Annotated in this window: 14 protein-coding genes; 8 read left to right on the forward strand and 6 right to left on the reverse strand. The window is 71.7% G+C overall.

Annotation, left to right across the window (positions count from 1 at the left end):
- Positions 1-906, reverse strand: a complete 906-nt coding sequence (locus tag ACIPJI_RS11800) for a short-chain dehydrogenase/reductase (RefSeq protein ID WP_402245860.1) — start codon at positions 904-906, stop codon at positions 1-3.
- A 221-nt stretch (positions 907-1,127) separates the two neighbouring features.
- On the opposite strand from ACIPJI_RS11800, the gene ACIPJI_RS11805 reads away from it, so the two are divergent.
- Both ACIPJI_RS11805 and ACIPJI_RS11810 read left to right on the forward strand, forming a co-directional pair.
- A complete protein-coding gene (locus ACIPJI_RS11805) occupies positions 1,128-1,601 on the forward strand; it encodes an SRPBCC family protein (protein ID WP_402245862.1) in 474 nt (157 codons plus the stop codon).
- Complete coding sequence (locus ACIPJI_RS11810) at positions 1,567-3,219, forward strand: phytoene desaturase family protein (protein ID WP_402245864.1); 1,653 nt, start codon at positions 1,567-1,569, stop codon at positions 3,217-3,219. The genes ACIPJI_RS11805 and ACIPJI_RS11810 overlap by 35 nt, the downstream gene beginning before the upstream one ends.
- 2 nt (positions 3,220-3,221) lie before the next feature.
- Here the strand turns inward: ACIPJI_RS11810 and ACIPJI_RS11815 are convergent, their stop codons facing one another.
- Positions 3,222-3,608, reverse strand: coding sequence for a VOC family protein (locus ACIPJI_RS11815; RefSeq protein WP_402245866.1), 387 nt, complete (start codon positions 3,606-3,608; stop codon positions 3,222-3,224).
- A 243-nt stretch (positions 3,609-3,851) separates the two neighbouring features.
- Here ACIPJI_RS11815 and ACIPJI_RS11820 point away from each other — a divergent pair, with 243 nt between their 5' ends.
- Positions 3,852-6,239 carry a SpoIIE family protein phosphatase gene (locus ACIPJI_RS11820; RefSeq protein ID WP_402245868.1) on the forward strand — a complete coding sequence of 796 codons (2,388 nt, stop codon included), beginning with the start codon at positions 3,852-3,854 and terminating at the stop codon, positions 6,237-6,239.
- Between the two features lie 72 nt (positions 6,240-6,311).
- Positions 6,312-7,322: a DUF3048 domain-containing protein gene (locus ACIPJI_RS11825; protein ID WP_402245870.1), complete on the forward strand. Its 1,011-nt coding sequence runs from the start codon at positions 6,312-6,314 to the stop codon at positions 7,320-7,322.
- Between the two features lie 35 nt (positions 7,323-7,357).
- Here ACIPJI_RS11825 and ACIPJI_RS11830 read toward each other — a convergent pair whose 3' ends face one another.
- On the reverse strand, positions 7,358-8,620 hold the full coding sequence (locus tag ACIPJI_RS11830) for a Tm-1-like ATP-binding domain-containing protein (RefSeq protein ID WP_402245871.1): 1,263 nt from the start codon (positions 8,618-8,620) through the stop codon (positions 7,358-7,360).
- 60 nt (positions 8,621-8,680) lie between these two features.
- Entirely contained in the window at positions 8,681-9,739 is a 1,059-nt protein-coding gene (locus ACIPJI_RS11835; protein ID WP_307704867.1) for a LacI family DNA-binding transcriptional regulator, read from the reverse strand.
- Positions 9,740-9,958: 219 nt separating this feature from the next.
- Here ACIPJI_RS11835 and ACIPJI_RS11840 point away from each other — a divergent pair, with 219 nt between their 5' ends.
- Genes ACIPJI_RS11840 through ACIPJI_RS11855 form a run of 4 tightly spaced genes read left to right on the forward strand, consistent with a single transcriptional unit; the run spans position 9,959 to position 15,478 of the window.
- Entirely contained in the window at positions 9,959-11,200 is a 1,242-nt protein-coding gene (locus ACIPJI_RS11840; protein ID WP_402246582.1) for an ABC transporter substrate-binding protein, read from the forward strand.
- A 2-nt stretch (positions 11,201-11,202) separates the two neighbouring features.
- Entirely contained in the window at positions 11,203-12,162 is a 960-nt protein-coding gene (locus tag ACIPJI_RS11845) for a carbohydrate ABC transporter permease (protein WP_402245873.1), read from the forward strand.
- A 5-nt stretch (positions 12,163-12,167) separates the two neighbouring features.
- The gene (locus tag ACIPJI_RS11850; RefSeq protein ID WP_307710247.1) at positions 12,168-13,031 is read left to right on the forward strand and encodes a carbohydrate ABC transporter permease; all 864 of its coding nucleotides are present in this window, start codon (positions 12,168-12,170) and stop codon (positions 13,029-13,031) included.
- A 50-nt stretch (positions 13,032-13,081) separates the two neighbouring features.
- The gene (locus ACIPJI_RS11855; protein ID WP_402245875.1) at positions 13,082-15,478 is read left to right on the forward strand and encodes a glycoside hydrolase family 3 N-terminal domain-containing protein; all 2,397 of its coding nucleotides are present in this window, start codon (positions 13,082-13,084) and stop codon (positions 15,476-15,478) included.
- Positions 15,479-15,538: 60 nt separating this feature from the next.
- Here ACIPJI_RS11855 and ACIPJI_RS11860 read toward each other — a convergent pair whose 3' ends face one another.
- The gene (locus ACIPJI_RS11860) at positions 15,539-18,718 is read right to left on the reverse strand and encodes a glycosyl hydrolase 115 family protein (protein ID WP_402245877.1); all 3,180 of its coding nucleotides are present in this window, start codon (positions 18,716-18,718) and stop codon (positions 15,539-15,541) included.
- A gap of 40 nt (positions 18,719-18,758) precedes the next feature.
- The gene (locus tag ACIPJI_RS11865; protein WP_356622721.1) at positions 18,759-19,877 is read right to left on the reverse strand and encodes an endo-1,4-beta-xylanase; all 1,119 of its coding nucleotides are present in this window, start codon (positions 19,875-19,877) and stop codon (positions 18,759-18,761) included.
- Between the last annotated feature and the right edge of the window lie 254 nt (positions 19,878-20,131).

A 20,131-nucleotide genomic window follows, 5' to 3' on the forward strand; every position in this document is an offset into this window, starting at 1 on the left:
TCAGCCCGCCGCGTCACCGCTCCCGGACCAGGGCGGCGCGGGAGCCGTTCCGGCCGCCGCGCCGCCGGCGCCGAGCAGCCCGGTCGGCCCGAGCCCGGCCTCGCCCTGGAGACGTCGGAGTTCGCGGCGGGCCCACAGGGTGACGGGCCCCGGCAGCCAGCCCCGTGCCGCCCGAGCCGGACGGATCCACGGCTGGGCGTACACGGCGGGCGCGCGCCGCTCGATGCCGCGTACGAGACGGTCGGCCACGGGCTGTACCGGATAGACCTTCCCGGCCGGCCACGGCAGCGCCGCCCGCAGCTCCCGCATCACCCGGTGCTCGTCCGCGGCCCGGATCATCTCGGTGTCCGCCCAGCTGAGGTAGCCGACCCCCACCCCCACGCCACGGTGGGCCACCTCGGCCCGGAGCGAGTACGCGAACGCCTCCGCACCGGACTTGGCCGCGCAGTAGGCGGTCATCATCGGCGAGGGCGCGATCGCCGCGAGGGAGGCGACCTGCAGGAAGTAGCCCCGGGTGCGCAGCAGGCCGGGGAGATGCACCTGGGCCGTGAGACAGGTGCCGAGGAGATCGACCTCGAAGATCCGCCGCCAGGTAGCCGGGTCGGTCTCGAGGAACGGCCCGCCCGCCACCACACCGGCGTTGGCCACCACGACGGACACGGGCCCGAGGCTCTCCTCCACCAGAGCGGCGGTGCGGGTCATGGCCTGTTCGTCGGTGACGTCGACGGGCCAGTGCGCAGCGCCGGGAAGGCTCGCCGCCACACTCGCGAGCAGCGGTTCCTCCAGGCCGAGCAGGGCGACCCGGGCGCCGCGCCGGGCGAGGGTCCTGGCCATGGCCGCTCCGAGGCCCCGGGCCGCGCCGGTCACCACCGCCGTACGACCGAGAAGGGGAAGCTGTTCGGCCATGGTCGGGTCTCCGTCTCGGTCGGCTTCCCTCCCCCCGGGCACCAGTTACGGATACCCCTTTCGAGGGGGTCCATAGGTCCGGCGCGCCGCCCCCGCCCACCGGGAGAGGCCGGCGCCTCCTCGGTGAATCCCCGGGGCCATAGATCACCGAGGAAGCCATAGATCACCGGGGAAGGGGCACTCGCTGGTCGATGACGTCCCTTCCAGCCGCTGGAGGACCCATGGCCGTGCACCACCAGCTGATCTGCAAGCCGCCCGCCACCGTGTGGTCGGTGCTCAGTGACCGGGACCGTTACAGCGACTGGGTCGTCGGCACCGACGACAGCCGGCCCGCCTACGGCGACTGGCCGGAGGTCGGGGCGGCCCTCGAGTACACCGTGCGGGTCGGGCCCTGGACCATGCACGGCAGAACGATCGTGCGGCACTGCGAGCCGCCGCGGACACTCGAACTCGAGGCGGAGAGCGGTCGGCTCGGCACGGCGCGGATCGCCATCGACATCCGCCCCTGGGGCGAGGACACCCTGGTCGTCCTGGACGAGCATCCGCTGAGGGGGCCCGGAGGCACCTTCCACAACGCGGCGCTGGACGCGTTCCTCCTTGTGCGCCACCGCCGCATGCTCAGCCGCCTGGCCGACGTCGTCGAGAACTCAGGAGAGCGCGATGCCGGACGCAGTGGTGATCGGAGCAGGACCTAACGGTCTCGTCGGGGCCAACCTTCTCGCGGACGCCGGCTGGAGCGTGGAGGTCCTCGAGACGCAACCGGAACCTGGCGGCGCGGTACGCAGCGACCGGGGTGTCCACCCCGACTTCATCAGCGACGTGTGCAGCTCGTTCTACCCGCTGGCGGCCGCCTCCCCGGTGATCTCCGGTCTGGGGCTGCAACGCGAGGGGCTGCGCTGGGGCCATGCCCCCCACGTACTGGCCCATCCCCTGACCGACGGCCGGTGCGCCGTCCTCGCACGCCGCGCCGAGGACACCGCGGCGGGCCTGGAGACCTTCGCACCCGGTGACGGTGCGGCCTGGCACGACCTGTACGACGTGTGGGAGCGGCTGCGGCCGGACATCCTCGATCTGCTGTTCACCCCCTTCCCGCCGGTGATCCCCTCGATGCGGCTGGCCGCCGAGCTGCGCGCCGGCGGTGGTCTGCGGCTGGCGCGCACCCTGCTGCTTCCCGTACGCCGCCTGGGGGAGGAGGAGTTCGGCGGTGAGGCGGGCAGACTGCTGCTCGCGGGCAACGCGCTGCATGCGGATCTGGCGCCGGAGGCAGCCGGCAGCGGGGGCTTCGGCTGGCTGATGTCGATGCTGGGCCAGAGCCACGGCTTTCCCGTGCCCGTCGGCGGCGCGGGCATGCTGACCGAGGCACTGGTACGCAGGCTGGAACGCCGCGGCGGCGCGGTCAGGTGCGGCCGGCGTGCCGTCGAGGTCGTGGTCCGCGAGGGCCGCGCGGTGGCCGTACGGACAGCGGACGGCGAGTCGGTGCCCGCGCGCCGTGCCGTCCTGGCGGACGTGTCCGTTCCTTCGCTGTACGGGGAGTTGGTCGACGAACGCCACCTGCCGTCCCGGCTCCTCGCCGATCTGCGCCGTTTCCAGTGGGACTTCGCGACCTTCAAGGTCGACTGGGCCCTCGACGGCGCCGTTCCCTGGACCGCGGAGGCGGCGGCCGGCGCCGGGACCGTCCATCTGGCCGACGGCGTCGACGGGCTCACCCGGTTCGCCGCCCAGCTGGCCATGGGGCAGGTCCCCGACCGGCCGTTCCTGCTGTTCGGCCAGATGACCACCTCGGACGCCACCCGCTCCCCGGCGGGCACCGAATCGGCATGGGCGTACACACACGTGCCCCACCGCACCAAGGGCGACGCGGGCGACGACGGGCTCACGGGCCGCTGGGACCCGCGTGAGCGGGAGGCGATGGCCGACCGGATGGAGGAGCAGGTGGAGCGGTACGCGCCCGGCTTCCGTGCCCGGATCATCGCCCGCCGCGTCCTCGCCCCGCCGACGCTCGAGGCCCTCGACGCCAACCTCACGGGGGGTGCGATCAACGGCGGTACCACCGCGCTCCACCAGCAGTTGTTCTTCCGCCCCACGCCCGGCACCGGCCGTCCGGAGACCCCCGTCGAGGGCCTGTATCTGGCCTCCGCGGGGGCGCACCCCGGCGGCGGCGTGCACGGGGCGCCGGGCGCGAACGCGGCTCGGGCCGCGCTGCGGACGCTGTCCCCGGGCCGGCTGCTGAGCCGGACCCAGCGCGTCCTCGCCCGCCGGGGCCGCGGCGGTGAGCCGGCGGAACCAGGCGGGCGGGAGACGCGAGGGCGGTGAGGTCAGCTGCCGCCGCTGCCGTACGGCCGGGTGATGACCTCCATGCCATGACCGGCCGGGTCGTGGAAGTACATGCCGCGACCGCCGTCGTTGTGGTTGATCTCGCCGGGCCGCTTTCCGTGGGGATCGGCGAAGTAGGTGATGCCCGCCTCCTGGACGCGCCGGAAGACCTGGTCGAACTCTTCCTCGGAGATCAGGAACGCGTAGTGCTGCAACGGGACTTCGTGGTCGACGGTCGCGAAGTCCAGTGTGACGTCGTTGCTGAGGGTGAGGGGGACGAACGGTCCCCACTCCGGGCCGGTCTCGAGCCCCAGGATGCGGGCGAGGAATTCGGCGGACTCCCGGTTGTCCCGGGCCAGAACAATGGTGTGATTCAGCTCTACTGACACTGTGGAATGCCTCCGTAAGGCAAACTCACGGGCACCTCCATGCCTCACCCGGTCGGTGACCGACACGCGATGCCGTGCCGGTGATCCTAGGACGGAGCACTGTTCGCTGTCACATTCGATTCCGGTCGCCGACGGGCGGCCCCGGACGGTGTGGAGTTCAATGAATGCGCGGGGTCCGTACGCCTGCCGCACCTGCGGCACAGGACAGGGAGCTCGGGAGCGCCATCTGGGAGTGATCGACGCGTGAGCACCAGCGGCCACATCGTGAACACGGGGTCCGAGCGGCCGGAGGACTCGGCCCTGCTCGTACTCGATCACGTCGGCCGGGTCCTCGCCTGCACCGGCGGCGCCGTGGAGTTGACCGGCCTGTCCGCCGGTGAGCTTCAGGGACGCACCGTCGAGGAACTGCTGACGGACCCCGGCGTCTGGCCCGCGCTGCGGGACCACGACCCCGCCGTGCACTCCCGCTCCGTGCGGACGGCGCTGCTGCACACCGACGGGTCCCGCCGGGTGCAGCTCGACCTGCTTCCGGTGGACGGCCCTCTGGCCGCCCGGTATCTGATGCGGCTCGTGCCCGCCGCCGTCGCCGACCGGCGGGAGGAGAACGACGCACTGCTCCGGGCGCTCTTCTCGCAGACCGGCATCGGTCTCGCCGTCTACGACAGCGAGCTGCGGCTCATCAGAGGCATCTCACTGCCGAGCGACCCGCGCCCCTCCGCCCTGCTCGCCGGCCGCCGGCTCGGCGAGCTGCTGGTGCCGGAGGACGCGGCCGCCCTGGAGGAACGCCTGCACCGCGTCGTGGCCACCGGCGAGCCGCTGATCGACTTCGTCACCACGGCCCGGCTGAGCCAGGCACCCGAACGCGACCGGATCGTCTCCCTGTCGGCCCTGCGCATGGCCGGCCGGGACGGCATGGCCCGCGGTGTCGCGGTGACCTTCACGGACGTCACCGAGCAGGAACGGGAACGGAGCCGCGCGTCACTGGTGGCCACCGCCGCCTCCGCGCTGGGCCGCTCCCTGGAGGTCGGCCGCAACACGCAGGTGCTCGCCGACCTGCTGGTGCCCGCCTTCGCCGACCTGGCCTGCGTGGACATCACGGAGGCCCTGCTCGTCGGCGAGGAGCCCGGGGAGTTCGTCACCGGCGCACCGCTGCGCCGGGTCTCCGCCGTCGCGGGCGGCGGCGAGTGGCCCGACCAGCTGTATCCGCAGGGCTCCGTCATCCGGGTCAAGGCCTACGAGAGCGACCGGCTGCGCGGGGGTTCCGCCGTCATCGTGCCCGACCTCGACGAACTGCGGCCCAGGATCGCCGGGGACCCGGAACGCCGGAGGCTGGTGCTGGCGCCCGGGGCCGCCTCGTACATGGTCGTGCCGCTGCAGGCGCGCGGCCATGTCCTCGGCGCGGTGTCGGTGTGGCGTTCGCGCGAGCGGGCGCCGTTCGACGCACGGGACGCCGCGGTCGCAGAGGACATCTGCTCCCGCGCGGCCCTCGCCATCGACAACGCCCGCCGCTACACCCGCGAACGCCGTACGGCGGAGAGCCTGCAACGCAGCCTGCTGCCACGGCCGGTGCTCAAAGTCACCGCGGCGGAGACCGCCGGCGTCTATGTGCCCGGCAGGACACTGGCCGGCACGGGCGGCAGCTGGTTCGACGTCATCACCCTGTCCTCGAGCCGGGTGGCGTTCGTGGTCGGGAACCTGCGCGGTCACGGCCTCAACGCCGCTGCCGCGATGGGCAGTCTGCGCACGGCGGTGCGCACCCTCGCCGACCTGGACCCGCCGCCCGACGAACTGCTCACCCATCTGGACGACCTGGTGGTGCGACTCGCCGACGACGAGCAGCCGGGCGAGCCCGAGGGGACCGTCCGCGGCGCCACCTGCCTGTACGCCGTCTACGACCCGGTCAGCGCCCGCGCCCTGATGGCCAGCGCGGGACACGCGGCGCCCGTGCTGGCCCGGTCCTCCGGACAGACCGGGCCCGTCGACCTGCTTCCCGGCCCGGCGCTCGGGCTCGAGGGCGCTCCCTTCGAACCGGTGGAGGTGGCGCTCTCGCCCGGCGATCTGCTGGCCTTCACCGCGGGATCGCTCTCCGACGCGCCCGTGTCCGGCGCCGGCCACGTGATCGACCATCTGCGGGAGGTCCGGGGCACGGGCGACGCGGCCGCCGTGCCCGAGATCGCGCGGGACATGCTGGTCCCCTTTCTGGCGCACCCGCCGGACGACGACGCGGCGCTGCTGCTCGCCAGGGTCTCCGTGTCGCCCGAAGGGTCCGTCGTCGACCGGGAGTTCCCGGCCGACGTGCGGATCGTCTCCGACGCGCGGGCGCTGGTGACCGAGCGGCTCACCGTCTGGGGGCTCGACGAGCTGGTGTTCACCACCGAGCTGATCGTCAGCGAACTCCTCACCAATGCGATCCGCTACGCCGGCGGCCCGGTGAGGGTACGGCTCATCAGGGACCAGCGGCTGGTGTGCGAGGTCTCCGACCCGAGCGAGACCCAGCCTCATCTGCGCCGGGCACGGCTGACCGACGAGGGCGGACGCGGACTGTTCCTGATCGCCCAGCTGGCGCACCGGTGGGGGAGCAGGAACACGGCCGCCGGCAAGACGATCTGGACGGAGCAGCTGCTGCCCTGAGCGGAACCGGCGCCGCGGGACTGTCCGCGCGGCGCCTTACGTGGTCCACTTGACCCACGGGGAGCGTGGCCGATGAACGCGAGACGCAGACGGGGACAGAAGGACGACGGCAGTGGCCGGCCGGCACGGAGAGGTGCCGTGATCGCCACCTTGACCGCTGCCGCCCTCACCGTGTCGCTCTACGGATGCACCGGCCCGGAGCCCGGCCCGGAGGAGACCTCGTCCGTGGAGCGCGGGACGTCGTACTTCACCGGGCTGCCGGCCCGGCAGGGACCGGTGCTCGCCGTCAAGATCGACAACGTCCGGCCGGCTCGCCCGCACACAGGGCTCGGGGCCGCCGACATCGTCTACGTCGAGCAGGTCGAGTCGGGACTCAGCCGGATACTGGCCGTCTTCTCCTCCCGCCTGCCGCCGCAGATCGGCCCGGTGCGCAGCGCGCGGGAGTCCGACCTCGAGCTGCTGCGGCAGTTCGGCAGGCCCGCGCTCGCGTACTCCGGCGCGCAGTCGGCGCTGCGGCCGCTGATCGAGTCCGCACCCGTCGCCGCGCTGCCGCAGGGGGAGGCGCCCGACGCCTTCGTCCGCTCGGGCGACCGCCCGGCGCCGCACAACCTCTACCTGCGCCCCGAACGTGCCCTCGCCGCCGCCCGCGACGTGAGTGACGCGTCGGACATCGGCATGCGCTTCGGCGCCGCTCCCGGCGGCGGCCGGCCGCTCGAGGAGCACACCGTGCGCTATCCCGCGGCCCGGTACACCTTCAGCTGGTCACCGGAACAGAAGCGGTGGCTGGTGGCGATGGACGGGTCCGCCGCGCGGACCACGGACGGGGGACGGCTCGAGGCCTCGACGGTCGTCGTGCAGCACACGCAGGTCCGGCCCTCGAAGTTCCGCGACCGGTCCGGCAGCGTGTCGCCGTACACGGAGACGGTCGGCTCGGGCACGGCGCTGGTGCTGCGCGACGGACATGCCTACGACGCCCGCTGGCAGCGGACGAGTGCGGACGGGGACACCGTCTTCACCGACGCGGCCGGTGAGCGGCTCAATTTCGCCCCCGGCCAGGTGTGGGTGCTGCTCACCGCCCGCTGAGCGCCCGGCACGGCCGGGCTGTGGGCCGTACGTGCTCAGGCGCGGCCGCCCGGCGCCCCGCCCGCGGTGATCAGGCGGTGCAGGCGGTCCGCCGCGGCCCGGCCGAAAGCCGGGTCGTTGATGTCCGTGTCGTACTCGACCACTTCGACGGCGCTGCCGGAAAGACCGTCGCGCAGGGCGGCGAACAGCGCCTCGTCCAGGGCCGGATCGTGGTACGGGCCGCCCGGCGCGCCGAGCGTCGACAGGCCCCGCAGCGGTACGCACACCTCGGCAGGACCCGTGGCCGCCCGTAGCTTGGCGGCGACGCGGCGGCCGAGCTCCGCACACTCCTCCGCCGTCGTGCGCACCACGGTGATCGACGGGTTGTGCACCTGCACGTCGCGTCCGCGCAGATGGTGGGGGAGGGTGTCGAGCGGACCGAACTTCACCATGTCGAGGGCTCCCAGGCTCACCAACTGGGGTGTGCCCCGCCGTCCGGCGGCGCTCAGCCGGTCCGGCCCCGCGGTCAGGATCCCGCCGACCAGGTCGTCGGCGAGCTCGCTCAGGGTCAGGTCCAGTACGCCCGCGAACAGCCCCTGTCCGGCCAGCGACTCCAGCGTCCGGCCGCCGGCCCCGCTGACGTGGAACACCAGCACCTCGTAGCCCAGGCCGGTCAGCCGTTCGCGGGCCGCGTCGACGCCCGCGGTCGTCACGCCCGCCATGCTCGCGGCTATGAGCGGCCTGCCACCCGCGGCGAGCTCGGTCGGGAGCAGCGCCTTTCGGTGTGCTTCGAAACCTTTCGCCATGCCGGCCGCCGCGTGTGCGGCGTTCGCCAGTACCGGGGCCAGAACGCTGTTGACGCCGGCGATGTCGACGATGCTGTACATCATGGTGATGTCGGACGCCCCGACATACGGCGACACATCACCGGCGGCCATCGAGGAGACCATCAACTTCGGTACGCCCAGCGGCAGTTCCCTCATCGCCCTGGTCGCGATCGACGTTCCGCCACTGCCGCCGACGGCGAGGACGGCGTGCAGCCTGCCTTCCTCGTACAGCCGCAGCACGCTCGCGGCGGCCCCGCAGGCCATGGCCGTCACGGCCGTGCCGCGGTCCGCCGCCGCCCGTAGCCCGGCCAGGTCGGCGCCGGCCGCGCGGGCCACTTCGGAACGCGGCACGTCGGGCACGATCCGCGGCTCGCCCACCACGCCGGCGTCGACCACCAGCACCTCGACCCCGGCGGCCAGCAGCCGCTCACGCAGCCAGCCGTACTCCACACCTTTGGTGTCCAGCGTGCCCACCAGTACAACTGTCGCCATGACACGTACTGTTCGCGGAATTCCGGCGGTCGACAAGAGTGCCTGACCGGTCGTTCCCGATCAGGCGGCGGGCGGTGCCGTGCTGTTGCGGACCACCAGGCTGGTCGCCAGGTCGATCCGGGTCGCCGCCGGCCGCCGGCCGCGACCGAGGTCCAGCACGAGCCGTGCGGCGGCCTCGGCCATCTCCGTCAGCGGCTGCCGCACGGTGGTGAGCGGCGGGCCCACCCAACGGGCCAGCGGCAGATCGTCGAAGCCCACGATGCTCAGGTCCTCCGGGATCCGGACCCCGAGCTCCCGGGCGGCCTCGTAGAGGCCGAGGGCCTGAAGGTCGTTGCCGGTGAAGACGGCGGTCGGCGGCTCCGGCAGCCGCAGCAGTTCGAGACCGGCGGCGTGGCCCGCCTCATGGTGGAAGTCGCCCTCCCGCACCAGCTCCGCGTCGACCGGTACGCCGGCGCTTTCGAGCGCCGAGCGGTAGCCGTCGATGCGGGCGCGGCTGCACATCATCCGGGAGGGGCCGCCGATCACGCCGATGCGGCGGTGGCCGAGCTCGAGCAGATGCCGGGTGGCGGCGAGGCCGCCCTGCCAGTTGGTGGCGCCGACCGAGGGCACGTCGTCACCGGGGTCGCCGGCGGGATCCACCACGACGAACGGGATGTCGCGGCTGGTCAGCTGGGCGCGCTGGGCCGGGTCGAGGTCGGAGAGGACCAGGATCACCCCGGCGGGGCGGCGGGCGAGGACCCCGTCCACCCAGGTCTGGCCCGGCGTGAGTCGCCCGGCGCTCTCCGAGAGGACCAGGGACAGGCCCTCCTCCCGTGCCACGTTCTCCACTCCCCGGATGACCTCCATGGCCCAGGAGCTCTCCAGCTCGTGGAAGACGAGGTCGATCATCCGGGACTGCTGCGAGGCGCCGCGCCGCCGGCGGTAACCGTGGCGGCGCAGCAGCTCCTCCACCCGGGTGCGGGTGGCGGCGGCCACATCGGCTCGCCCGTTGAGGACTTTCGAAACTGTCGGAGCCGACACGCCGGCCGCGCGGGCGATCTCGGCCAGTGTGGCACCGCCCTCGACCGTTTCGTCCGAGGACGGATCCTCCGGTCGGGACTGGACGTCTGCGGGTCTCATGCAGGGATCGTAGCCCGCCGCACGCTGTGCACAAGCTCTGACCACTGATCGCGGAAAGCTTTCGCGGGACCTCTTGACGCGCCGGAAACGCACTCGTACCGTTCCGGCAACATTCGCCAAGCAATTCGAAACATTCGATGAGGGGCAGTTATGGGGTCGGGCTTTCTCCGCAGAGGTACGGGTACGGCCAGATGGACCGCGGCGCTCGCCGCGACGGCGATGGCCGCGGTCCTCGCCGGCTGCGGCTCCGGCAGCGGCACCGGAGCCGCGAGCAGCACCATCACCGCCTACGTCTACGGCGACGACGCGGTGAAGGTCCAGCAGGCGGCCGTCGACGAGTTCAACAAGACGTCGGACGTCAAGGTCAAGCTGGTCTCGGTCCCCGGCGCCGAGTACGTCAACAAGCTCCGCACCGCCATGGGCTCGCCCAACGCCCCGGACGTCTTCTTCAACTGGGGCGGCGGCTCCATCAAGCCGTACGTGGACGCCGGCCAGCTCGTCGACCTGTCCCCGCACTTCCAGAAGGACGAGACCCTGCGGCGCGGGTTCCTGCCGTCCGTCGTCGAAGCGGGCAGCCTCGACGGCAAGGTCTACGGCGTGCCCATGCGCGGCATGCAGCCGGTGATGCTCTTCTACAACAAGGCCCTGTTCGCCGAGAACAACCTCCAGCCGCCGAAGACCTGGGACGACCTGCAGAAGGCGATCAGCACCTTCAAGGCGAAGAAGATCACCCCGTTCGCGCTCGGCGGCACCGACGCCTGGACCCAGCTCATGTGGCTCGAGTACCTGCTCGACCGCATCGGCGGCCCCGAGGTCTTCAAGAAGATCCAGAACGGTGACTCCTCCGCCTGGGGCGACCCGGCGGTTCTCAAGGCCGCCCAGACCACGCGGCAGCTGATCGACGACGGCGCGTTCGGCAAGAACTTCAACTCGGTCTCCTACGCCAACGGCGGCGCCCCCGCCCTCTTCGCCCAGGGCAAGGCCGCGATGCACCTGATGGGCTCGTGGGAGTACTCCACCCAGCTGGGCAAGGCCCCCGACTTCGCCAAGAAGGACCTCGGCTGGACCGCGTTCCCGACCGTGGCCGGCGGCACCGGTGACCCGGGCAACGTGGTGGGCAACCCCACCAACTACTGGTCGGTCAACGCCCGCACCAAGCACAAGGACGCCGCGATCGACTTCCTGAAGACGATGGCGTCCAAGGACTACTCGAAGGCCCTCGTCGACAACGGCGACATCCCCACCACCGCCAACGCCTCCCAGCTGCTCGAGACCTCGCCCAACCCCGAGTTCGCCGAGTTCCAGTACAAGATGGTCCAACTGGCCCCGAGCTTCACGCTCTCCTGGGACCAGGCGCTGGAGGCGAGCAAGGCCACCCCGATGCTCACCGAGATCAACAAGCTGTTCGCCGGCAAGTCCACGCCGGAGCAGTTCGTCGAGGCCCTGAAGGCGCTCAAGTAACCATGACTGAAGCTTCCACACCGCTCGGCAAGCAGCGGAGCAGAGCGGCGGCCGCCACGAAGCGCGGCCGCCGCACTGCGGCGGGCCAGGGCTTCGGCCGCCCCTCCGTCACCTGGGCACTGCCCGGCATCCTCTTCTTCGGGCTCTTCGCAATCGTGCCGATGGCGCTGGCCGTCTATCTGTCCTTCTGCTCCTGGGACGGCCTCACCTCGCCGACGCCCGTCGGACTCGACAACTGGACGCGGCTGTTCAAGGATCCGGAATTCCGCCAGGCCGGCTGGCTCAGCCTGCTGCTGACCGTCATCAGCTGGGCCTTCCAGACGCCCGTCGCGCTGATGCTGGGCGTATGGGCGGCGGGCCGGCAGCGCAGCCGTGCCGTGCTCTCCGCGATCTTCTTCGTCCCCCTGCTGCTGTCCACCACGGCGATCGCGGTGCTCTTCCACTCGCTCCTCGACCCCAACTTCGGTGTGATCAAGGAGATCGGGCCCTGGTTCGGGATCGACCCCAACATCCTGGGCTCGTCCACCGGGGCACTGCTCACCGTGGCCTTCGTCGGCGGCTGGCAGTTCATGCCGTTCCACACCCTGATCTACCAGGGCGGCACCCGGCAGATCCCGCAGGTGCTCTACCAGGCGGCCTCGATCGACGGCGCCGGACCGGTCCGCCAGTTCTTCTCGATCACACTGCCCCAGCTGCGCAACACCGTCACCACGTCGTCGGTGCTGATGATCGTCGGCTCGCTGACGTACTTCGACACCGTGCTCATCATGACCAAGGGCGGACCCGGCACCGACACCACGATCGTGCCCTACCTGATGTACCGCACCGGCTTCCAGAGCTACGACCTCGGCTATGCCAGCGCCATCGCCACGGCGCTCGTCGTGGTGGCGACCGCCCTGTCCCTGCTGATGGTGAAGTTCAGCGGATTCGGGTCCATGCGCTCCACCAGGGAAGGGATGTGACCGACGTGTCCGCACAGCTGAACACCGCAAGGCCCGTGCCGAGGACCCGGCGGCGGCGGAAGGGCAACCCGCTCGTCGGCCTGGGAGCACTTGCCTGGCTCGTCATCGTGCTGGTGCCGCTCTACACCCTGCTCTCCTCCTCGCTGACCCGGCAGGACCAGGCGCTCAGCGGCAACCCGCTGGCCTTCCCCACCGACCCCACGCTCGAGAACTACAACACCGTGCTCAGTAGCGGCTTCTTCACCCTGCTGATCAACACCGCCGTCGTGGCCGTCGCCACGGTCGCCATCGTGCTGGCGCTCTCCGTCCCGCTCGCCTACGTGGCCGTGCGCACCAGGAGCCGGCTGTCGTCGATGGCCTTCCGGACCTTCCTGCTCGGCGTCGCCATCCCGGCCCAGGCCGTCGTCGTGCCGCTGTACCTGCTCATCGCCGAGATGGGCCTGTACGACTCGTTGGCAGCGGTGATCCTGCCGACCGCCGCGTTCTCGATGCCGGTCGCCGTGCTGGTGCTCACCTCGACGCTGCGTGACATCTCGGAGGAGCTGTACGAGGCGATGGGGCTGGACGGCGCCACACCGCTGCGCATGCTCTGGCAGCTCGCGGTGCCGATGTCGCGGGCGGGCATCAGCACCGTCGCGATCTTCTCGGCGCTGCAGGCGTGGAACGGCTTCCTGTTCCCGCTGATCCTCACCCAGTCGGAGGAGCAGCGTGTGCTGACCCTCGGACTGTTCAACTTCATGGGCCAGTTCGGGCTCAACGTCCCCGCCCTGCTCGCGGCCGTCGTGCTGTCCGTGATCCCCATCTTCACGGTCTATCTCTTCGCCAGGCGCGCCCTGGTCAACGGCCTGATGGGCGTCGGCGGCAAGTAACCCCCCGCCGATCCCGCACATTTGCCACCACCGAGAGGAACCCCTGCCCGATGGCAATTCCGCATGCCCCGGACGCGCCCACCGCGGCCCCCGACGCCGAAGGCCCCTGGCGCGACCCCTCGCTCAGTGCCGCAGAACGGGTCGACGACCTCATGGGCAGAATGACCCTCGAAGAGAAGACGGCCCAGCTCTACGGCGTGTGGGTGGGCGCCGACGGCGACGGCAACGGTGTGGCGCCCCACCAGAACGACATGGTCGACCCGGTCGACTGGGACAGCCTCATCACCCGCGGCCTCGGCCAGCTCACCCGGCCGTTCGGCACCGCTCCCGTCGACCCGGCGACCGGCGCGGTGGCACTGGCCCGCGCACAGCGGGAGATCGCCGACGCGAACCGCTTCGGCATCCCGGCACTCGCCCACGAGGAGTGCCTGGCCGGTTTCACCGCATGGTCCGCCACCGCCTACCCCGTACCGCTGGCCTGGGGCGCCACCTTCGACCCCGACCTGGTCGCCGGCATGGCGCGCCGCATCGGCGAGGACATGCGCGCCGTCGGAGTGCACCAGGGACTCGCCCCCGTCCTCGACGTCGTCCGCGACCTGCGCTGGGGCCGGGTGGAGGAGACGATCGGCGAGGACCCCTATCTCGTCGCCACCGTCGGCACCGCCTATGTGCGGGGCCTGCAGTCCGCCGGGATCATCGCCACCCTGAAGCACTTCGCCGGCTACTCGGCGTCCGCCGGGGCCCGTAACCTCGCCCCCGTCCGCGCCGGCGCGCGCGAACTCGCGGACGTCATCCTCCCGCCGTTCGAGATGGCCCTGCGGGACGGCGGCGCCCGCTCCGTGATGCACTCCTACGCCGAGATCGACGGAGTCCCGGCCGCGGCGGACACCCGGCTGCTGACCGAACTCCTCCGGGAGATCTGGGGCTTCGACGGCACGGTCGTCGCCGACTACTTCGGCATCGGCTTCCTCGAGACCCTCCACAAGGTCGCCGACGGGCCCGGCGACGCCGCCAGGCTCGCCCTGACCGCAGGCGTCGACGTCGAACTGCCGACCGTCCGCTCCTACGGCGACGCGCTCGTCGATGCGGTACGGGACGGGCTCGTGCCGGAGGCGCTCGTCGACCGCGCGCTGCGCCGGGTCCTGCTCCAGAAGTGCGAACTGGGCCTGCTCGACCCCGACTGGTCCGAGCTGCCCCCGGTCCTCCGGCGAGCGGACGGCGGGGCGGAGAGCGTGCGCGGCACGGTCGACCTCGACCCGCCCGCCAACCGGGAGACCGCCCGTCTGGTCGCCGAGCAGTCCTGCGTGCTGCTCGCCAACGACGGCGGCGTGCTGCCGCTCCGCGACACCGCCCGGATCGCGGTCGTCGGACCGCGGGCCGACGATCCGCTGGCCATGCTCGGCTGCTACTCCTTCCCCAGCCACGTCGGCGTCTCGCACCCGGAGGTTCCCCTCGGCGTGGACATCCCGACCGTGCTGGCGGCGCTGACCGACGAGTTCCCCGGCGCCGCGGTCCGCCACGCCGCCGGCTGCGACGTCGACGGGCCCGACACCTCCGGCATCGCCGAGGCGGTGCGTCTCGCGCAGGACGCCGACGTGTGCGTGGCCGTGCTCGGCGACCGCGCCGGCCTCTTCGGCCGCGGTACCTCCGGCGAAGGCTGCGACGCCGCTGACCTCTCGCTGCCCGGTGTCCAGGCCGAACTACTGGACGCCCTCGTCGCCACCGGCGTCCCCGTGGTGGCCGTGCTGGTGACGGGCCGTCCGTACGCACTCGGCCGCTGGGCGGACCGGCTCGCGGCCGTGGTGCAGGCGTTCTTCCCCGGCGAGGAGGGCGGCCCCGCACTGGCCGGGGTGCTCTCCGGGCGCGTCAACCCGTCCGGCAGGCTGCCGGTCGGTGTGCCGTACGGGCCGGGCGGCCAGCCCTGGACGTACCTCCAGCCGCCGCTCGGACTGGCGGGCGGGGTGAGCAACCTCGACCCCACACCGCTCTTCCCCTTCGGGCACGGACTCTCCTACACGACCTTCCGGTGGGAGGCCGGCCCGCCCGCTCCCGCGGAGCTTTCCACCGACGGGTCCGCGGAGATCGGCGTGGTCGTGCGCAACACCGGCGACCGCGACGGAGCCGAGGTCGTCCAGCTCTATCTGCACGACCCGGTCGCCCAGACCACCCGGCCGCAGGTCCGGCTGATCGGCTACGCCAGGGTGGAGCTCGCGGCCGGCCGGGCGGCACAGGTCCGTTTCCGCTTCCATGCCGACCTGACGTCCTTCACCGGCGTCGGTGGGCGCCGGATCGTGGAACCGGGCGACCTCGAGCTGCGGTTCGCGACGTCCAGCGCGCCCGGCGACGTCCGGCACACGGTACGGCTGCGCCTGACCGGCCCGGAGCGGACGGCCGGCCACGACCGCACGCTGCACTGCGCCACCGTCGTCGAGCCGGTCGCCGGCTGACCCCGAGCACGGCACACAAAAATCCCCGGGAGCGGACCGCTCCCGGGGATTTCGCGTCGCTCAGCGCAGCCGCATGCTCTCCGGCGGTCCCAGATAGCTGGGCCGCAGACCGCCGGTGTCGACGACCAGCTTCTGCAGCACCACTGTCGGGTCGACCATCCAGAACCGGAGCACATGGCGGCCCGCGCGGCCGATCCGGTGCTCGGTGCCGGTGAGGTTGACGTTGTCGGAGGTGGTGCGCGCCCACCGGCGGTTCATGGTGCCGTCGTCGGACCCGGTGCCCTTCGTGATGTTCACCGTCTGCGGCCGGTCGTCGTCGAAGGACACCGCGTACTTCAGCCCGTCCGTCGCCAGCACGTTGTTCCGCGGCGACAGGTACGCCCACACGGTGACCCGGCCGGTGGTGAACAGGGTCAGCTCGTACTGGAGATGGGGACCGTCGCCCGGGGTGCGACGCGCCGCCGTCACCGGGAACGGCTCCATGCCGCCGCCGGTGCGGCCGATGCCCGGGATGCGCTGCCAGGTCACCGAACTGCTGCCCACGGCCTTCGCGTAGTGCTCGGCCTCGATGGAGACGTAGCCGTTCGCCTCGATGAACCCGGACAGCCGCGCACGGGACACCCGCGGATTGTCGATCACCGCTTCGACGCGCACCGAGCGGCCGTCGGGGCCGTGGACCTCCACCGACAGCCGGGTGGTGCCCTTGGGCGCCTTGGACCAGTCGACGCGCAGGGTCACCCGCTGCTGTGTCCCGACCCGGCCGCGCGGCCGGTCGGCGCTCAGCCACGGGGCGCCGGTGCGGACCTCGTAGTCGAAGGACCCGCCGCCCCGGTTGAAGACCTCGATGTACTGGGCCGGCTGGCTCTGGTACGGGCTGAAGACGGGCAGCGTGGCGGGCGCCTGCTCCTCGTTCGGCCACCACGCCGCGCTGCCGTCGACCGCCACGCCCATCTCCGGCCGCTCGGGCAGCTCGATGTGCTTGACGGCGGGGAAGATCTCGTCGGGCAGCGCGACGTGGTTCAGCTCCGGCTGCTGCCACGGCGCGTTGGGCCCGTAGCGTGCGACATCGCCGTAGCCGATGTGCGGCTGGGTCTGGAAGCCGCGCCACTTGCCGCCCGCGACCTCGTTGTTGAACCGGTCGGACAGGGCGAAGTCGTCGGCGAGCCGGGCCTGTGCCCGGGCCGCGAGCTCGTTGGTGAGGGCCCGCCCCTGGGCCGCGTAGTGGAGGTTGGTGAACTCGGCCTCGCGCAGCGCGTACACGTTGGCGGTGGCCTCGACCTCGTACCCGACGAGCTGGTACCAGGCGTCCTGGCCGGAGGCCGGTATCCGGCGGCCGATCTCCCGTGCCTCCTGGGCCAGCTGCCGCCAGTCCTCCGTGACCCGTTCCAGTTCCCGGTAGTCGGTGAGGCTGAAGGGGGTGGCCTCGTCGTCGTGGACGACGGCGCTGTCGTCCGTGGCGAGGTCCTTCGCCGGGTCCAGGGTGATTCTGCGGTTGAGCAGTTCGGGCTTGCGCCGGGACTGGAGCCGGGCGTAGCGGTCCAGTACGGCGGCGATCGCGGCGGCCTCGCGTTCGCCGAAGTTCTGCCGGGCATAGCCCAGTTCCCACTCGGGGAGTCGGTCCAGCTCCCAGCGGCGCGGGTTCCACGCGTAGTCCATGAAGAACTGGGTGGGCAGTTCGTTGCCCTTCAGATCGCCGACGTTGGTGACCCACAGCCGGTCGTTGCCGTACGCGAAGGACTGGCTGAGCTGGTCCCACATGTTGGGCAGTGTGGTGGTGTCGACCCACTTGTAGTTGCGGCCCACGCCCACGTAGTCGAAGTGGTAGTAGAGGCCGTATCCGCCGTCGCGGGCGTCGGTGGAGAGCGAGGGCACCTTGCGGACGTTGCCCCAGTTGTCGTCGGTGAGCACGACGGTCACGTCGTCGGGGACCCGCAGCCCCCGGTCCCAGTAGCGCTGCACCTCCTTGTACAGCGTCCACACCTGCGGCCAGGTCGCCGGGTCCTTGCCGGTGATCTCGGCGATGATGGTCCGCTGGGTGGCGATGATCTCGCTCATGAGGTCGATGGCGTCGCCGTCCGGCAGGCTCGTGTCACCGTTGCCCCGCATGCCGAGGGTGATGACGCCCTCGAAGTCCTCGTCCTTCATCCGGCGGACCCCGTCGGCCCAGTACGCCTTGACGGCCTCCTTGTTGCGCCGGAAGGACCACTCGCCGGTGCCGCCGTAGGGGTCGTGGCCGGGCGTGGTGATGTTGCCGTCCTGATCGCGCACCGCGGGGACGGCGTGCCGGTTCCACTCCTCGATGCCGCGCATCATCGGCGCCTCGTGGGAGGTGCCCATGACGATGCCGTACGCCTTGGCCGTGGCGTGGTTCAGCGGGTCGTCCTCGGCGAACGCCCGGCCCCAGACCGCCGGCCACAGGTAATTGGCCTTGAGCCGGAGCATCACCTCGAAGACCTTGGCGTAGAAGGCCGCGTTGAAACCGCCCTCGAAACCGGGGGCCTTGCCCGGTCCGAAGAAGGCGGGCGCCCAGGTGCCCAGCGCCGGGTTCTCGTCGTTGATGAAGATGCCCCGGTACTTCACCGCCGGGGTGCCCTGGGTGTGCCGGCCGCGCCGCACGTACAGCGCGTCGCGGTGGCGCGGCGCGACGTCGTCCCACCAGTACCAGGGGGAGACGCCGATGCCCCGGGAGACGTCGTACGCGCCGAAGATCGTGCCCCGCTGGTCGCTGCCCGCGATCACGAAGGCACGGTCGACGCCGGGCATCGGGTGCTCGACGACCGTCTGCAGCGACGTCTCCCACTTGCCTTGGACACCGCGCACATCGAGCTTGCCGGCCGCGATCAGCCCGTCGATCAGGGGACTGCGGCCGATGGTGCCGACGATCGCGACCTCCCGCTGCCGCGGGACGCCGTCCTGGAGCAGCACCGGGCGTACGCCGGTGACCCGTTCGATGTCGTCCCGCAGATCGCCCGCCACGCGGACGACGCCCTCGTGGTCGGCGGAGCTCACCACGAGGGGGACCGCTCTGCCCGCCCGCACGAGCGGGAAGCCGCCCGGCTCCGGTGCGAAGGAGATGTACGAGCCGGGGTCCGTCGCCCGGCTCGTGCCGCCGGCCGGCGCGGCCCGTGCCGCGCCGGGGGCCAGCAGGGCCGATCCGAGGGGAGTGGCCAGGGCGGTCAGTCCGAGGCCGAGTCCCAGTACCGTTCTGCGGCTCGCGCCGCCCAAAGAGTGCCGTTCCATGCTGCCCTTTCCTTGACGAAAGTCTTCTCGCACCGAGGACTCAGCGACGGCGGCCGGCGAGGGTCAGGTCCTGGCGGAGGGCGTCGAACGCCGGCTTCACCGCGTAGTTCTCGTCGAGGACGTTGGCCGCGCCCTCGCCTTCGAAGGTGCTGGGCACCCACGAGTACTTGTCGGTGAAGCCCCAGACGGTGAAGTCGGTGCAGCGCCTGGTGACGAGGCAGGCGCCCAGCAGCACGCTGTAACCGCGCGCCTGCGCCTGGAGCTTGATGGTGTCGGCGGGCATCGGCATCCGGACATCGGCCTCGGTGATCGCGCTCTCCATGCCGAGGTCGTCGAACCGCTTCAGGTTGGCCGCGACGTCGCCGGGGAAGCCGTACTGAACGGCGAAGTGGCCCTGGAGACCGACGCCGTGGACCGGCACGCCCTCCCGGCGGAGCTGCTTGACCAGCTCGTACAGGGCGGTGCTCTTCGCGTTGACGCCTTCGATGTTGTAGTCGTTGATGTAGAGCTTCGCGCCCGGGTCGGCCTGGTGGGCCCAGCGGAAGGCGTCGGCGATGTACCCGGGGCCCAGGTTGCGCAGCCAGATGCTGTCGCGCAGCGTCCCGTCGTCGTTGAACGCCTCGTTGACCACGTCCCACTGCCAGATCCGGCCCTTGAAGTGGCGTACCTCCTCGGTGACGTGGCGGCGCAGGATCTCCCTGAGTTCCTCGGGCGTGAAGGAGCCCTCGGTCACCCAGGCGGGGAGCTGGCTGTGCCAGACGAGCGTGTGGCCGCGCACCAGTTGCTTGTGGGAGCGGGCGAAGTCGACGAGCCCGTCCGCGGCGACCCAGTCGTGCTTGCCGCGCTCGGGCTCGGTGAGCTGCCACTTCATCACGTTCTCCGCGGTGATTGAGGAGAACTCGCGGGCCACCGTCTCGCGGTAGGTGCTGTCGGTGGCGAGGGCGGAGGTGTCGACGGCCGTGCCGATCCGCAGTCCGGCCTTCCTGCCGAGCGCGCCGAGGGTCGCCTCGCCGGCGGCGCCCTTCGAGGGCGTCACGGTCTCCTCGCCGGCGCCCCCGTTGCCGACCGGGGCGGCCGCGGAGGCGGCGGGCAGCGTGAAGGTGGCGAGAAGTCCTGCCGTTACGGCGCTGATCGCCAGGGCACGGGTCACCTTGAGCACGGATGTTCCCCTTCGGTGGGGCGGAGCCTTCCGGAAAGCCCAGGAGGGCTCCGGTCTTCGAAACTTTCGAAAGTGGTTCCGCAATTTTCTGTGGAACCTAGAGCCTGGCAAATCGGTGGGTCAATCCCCTTGCACGGAAGTCGCAGCGACGGGTGTGTGAGCCCGGCAAGATCAGCGGGAGATGCGATCCTCGGAAGTGATGCATCCGAACGCCGTAGGCGCAGGGAGGCCTGACCCCATGTCACAGAACAGGT

Origin of the sequence: Streptomyces sp. NPDC086835 (assembly GCF_044745705.1) — a bacterium.
Lineage (GTDB): Bacteria > Actinomycetota > Actinomycetes > Streptomycetales > Streptomycetaceae > Streptomyces.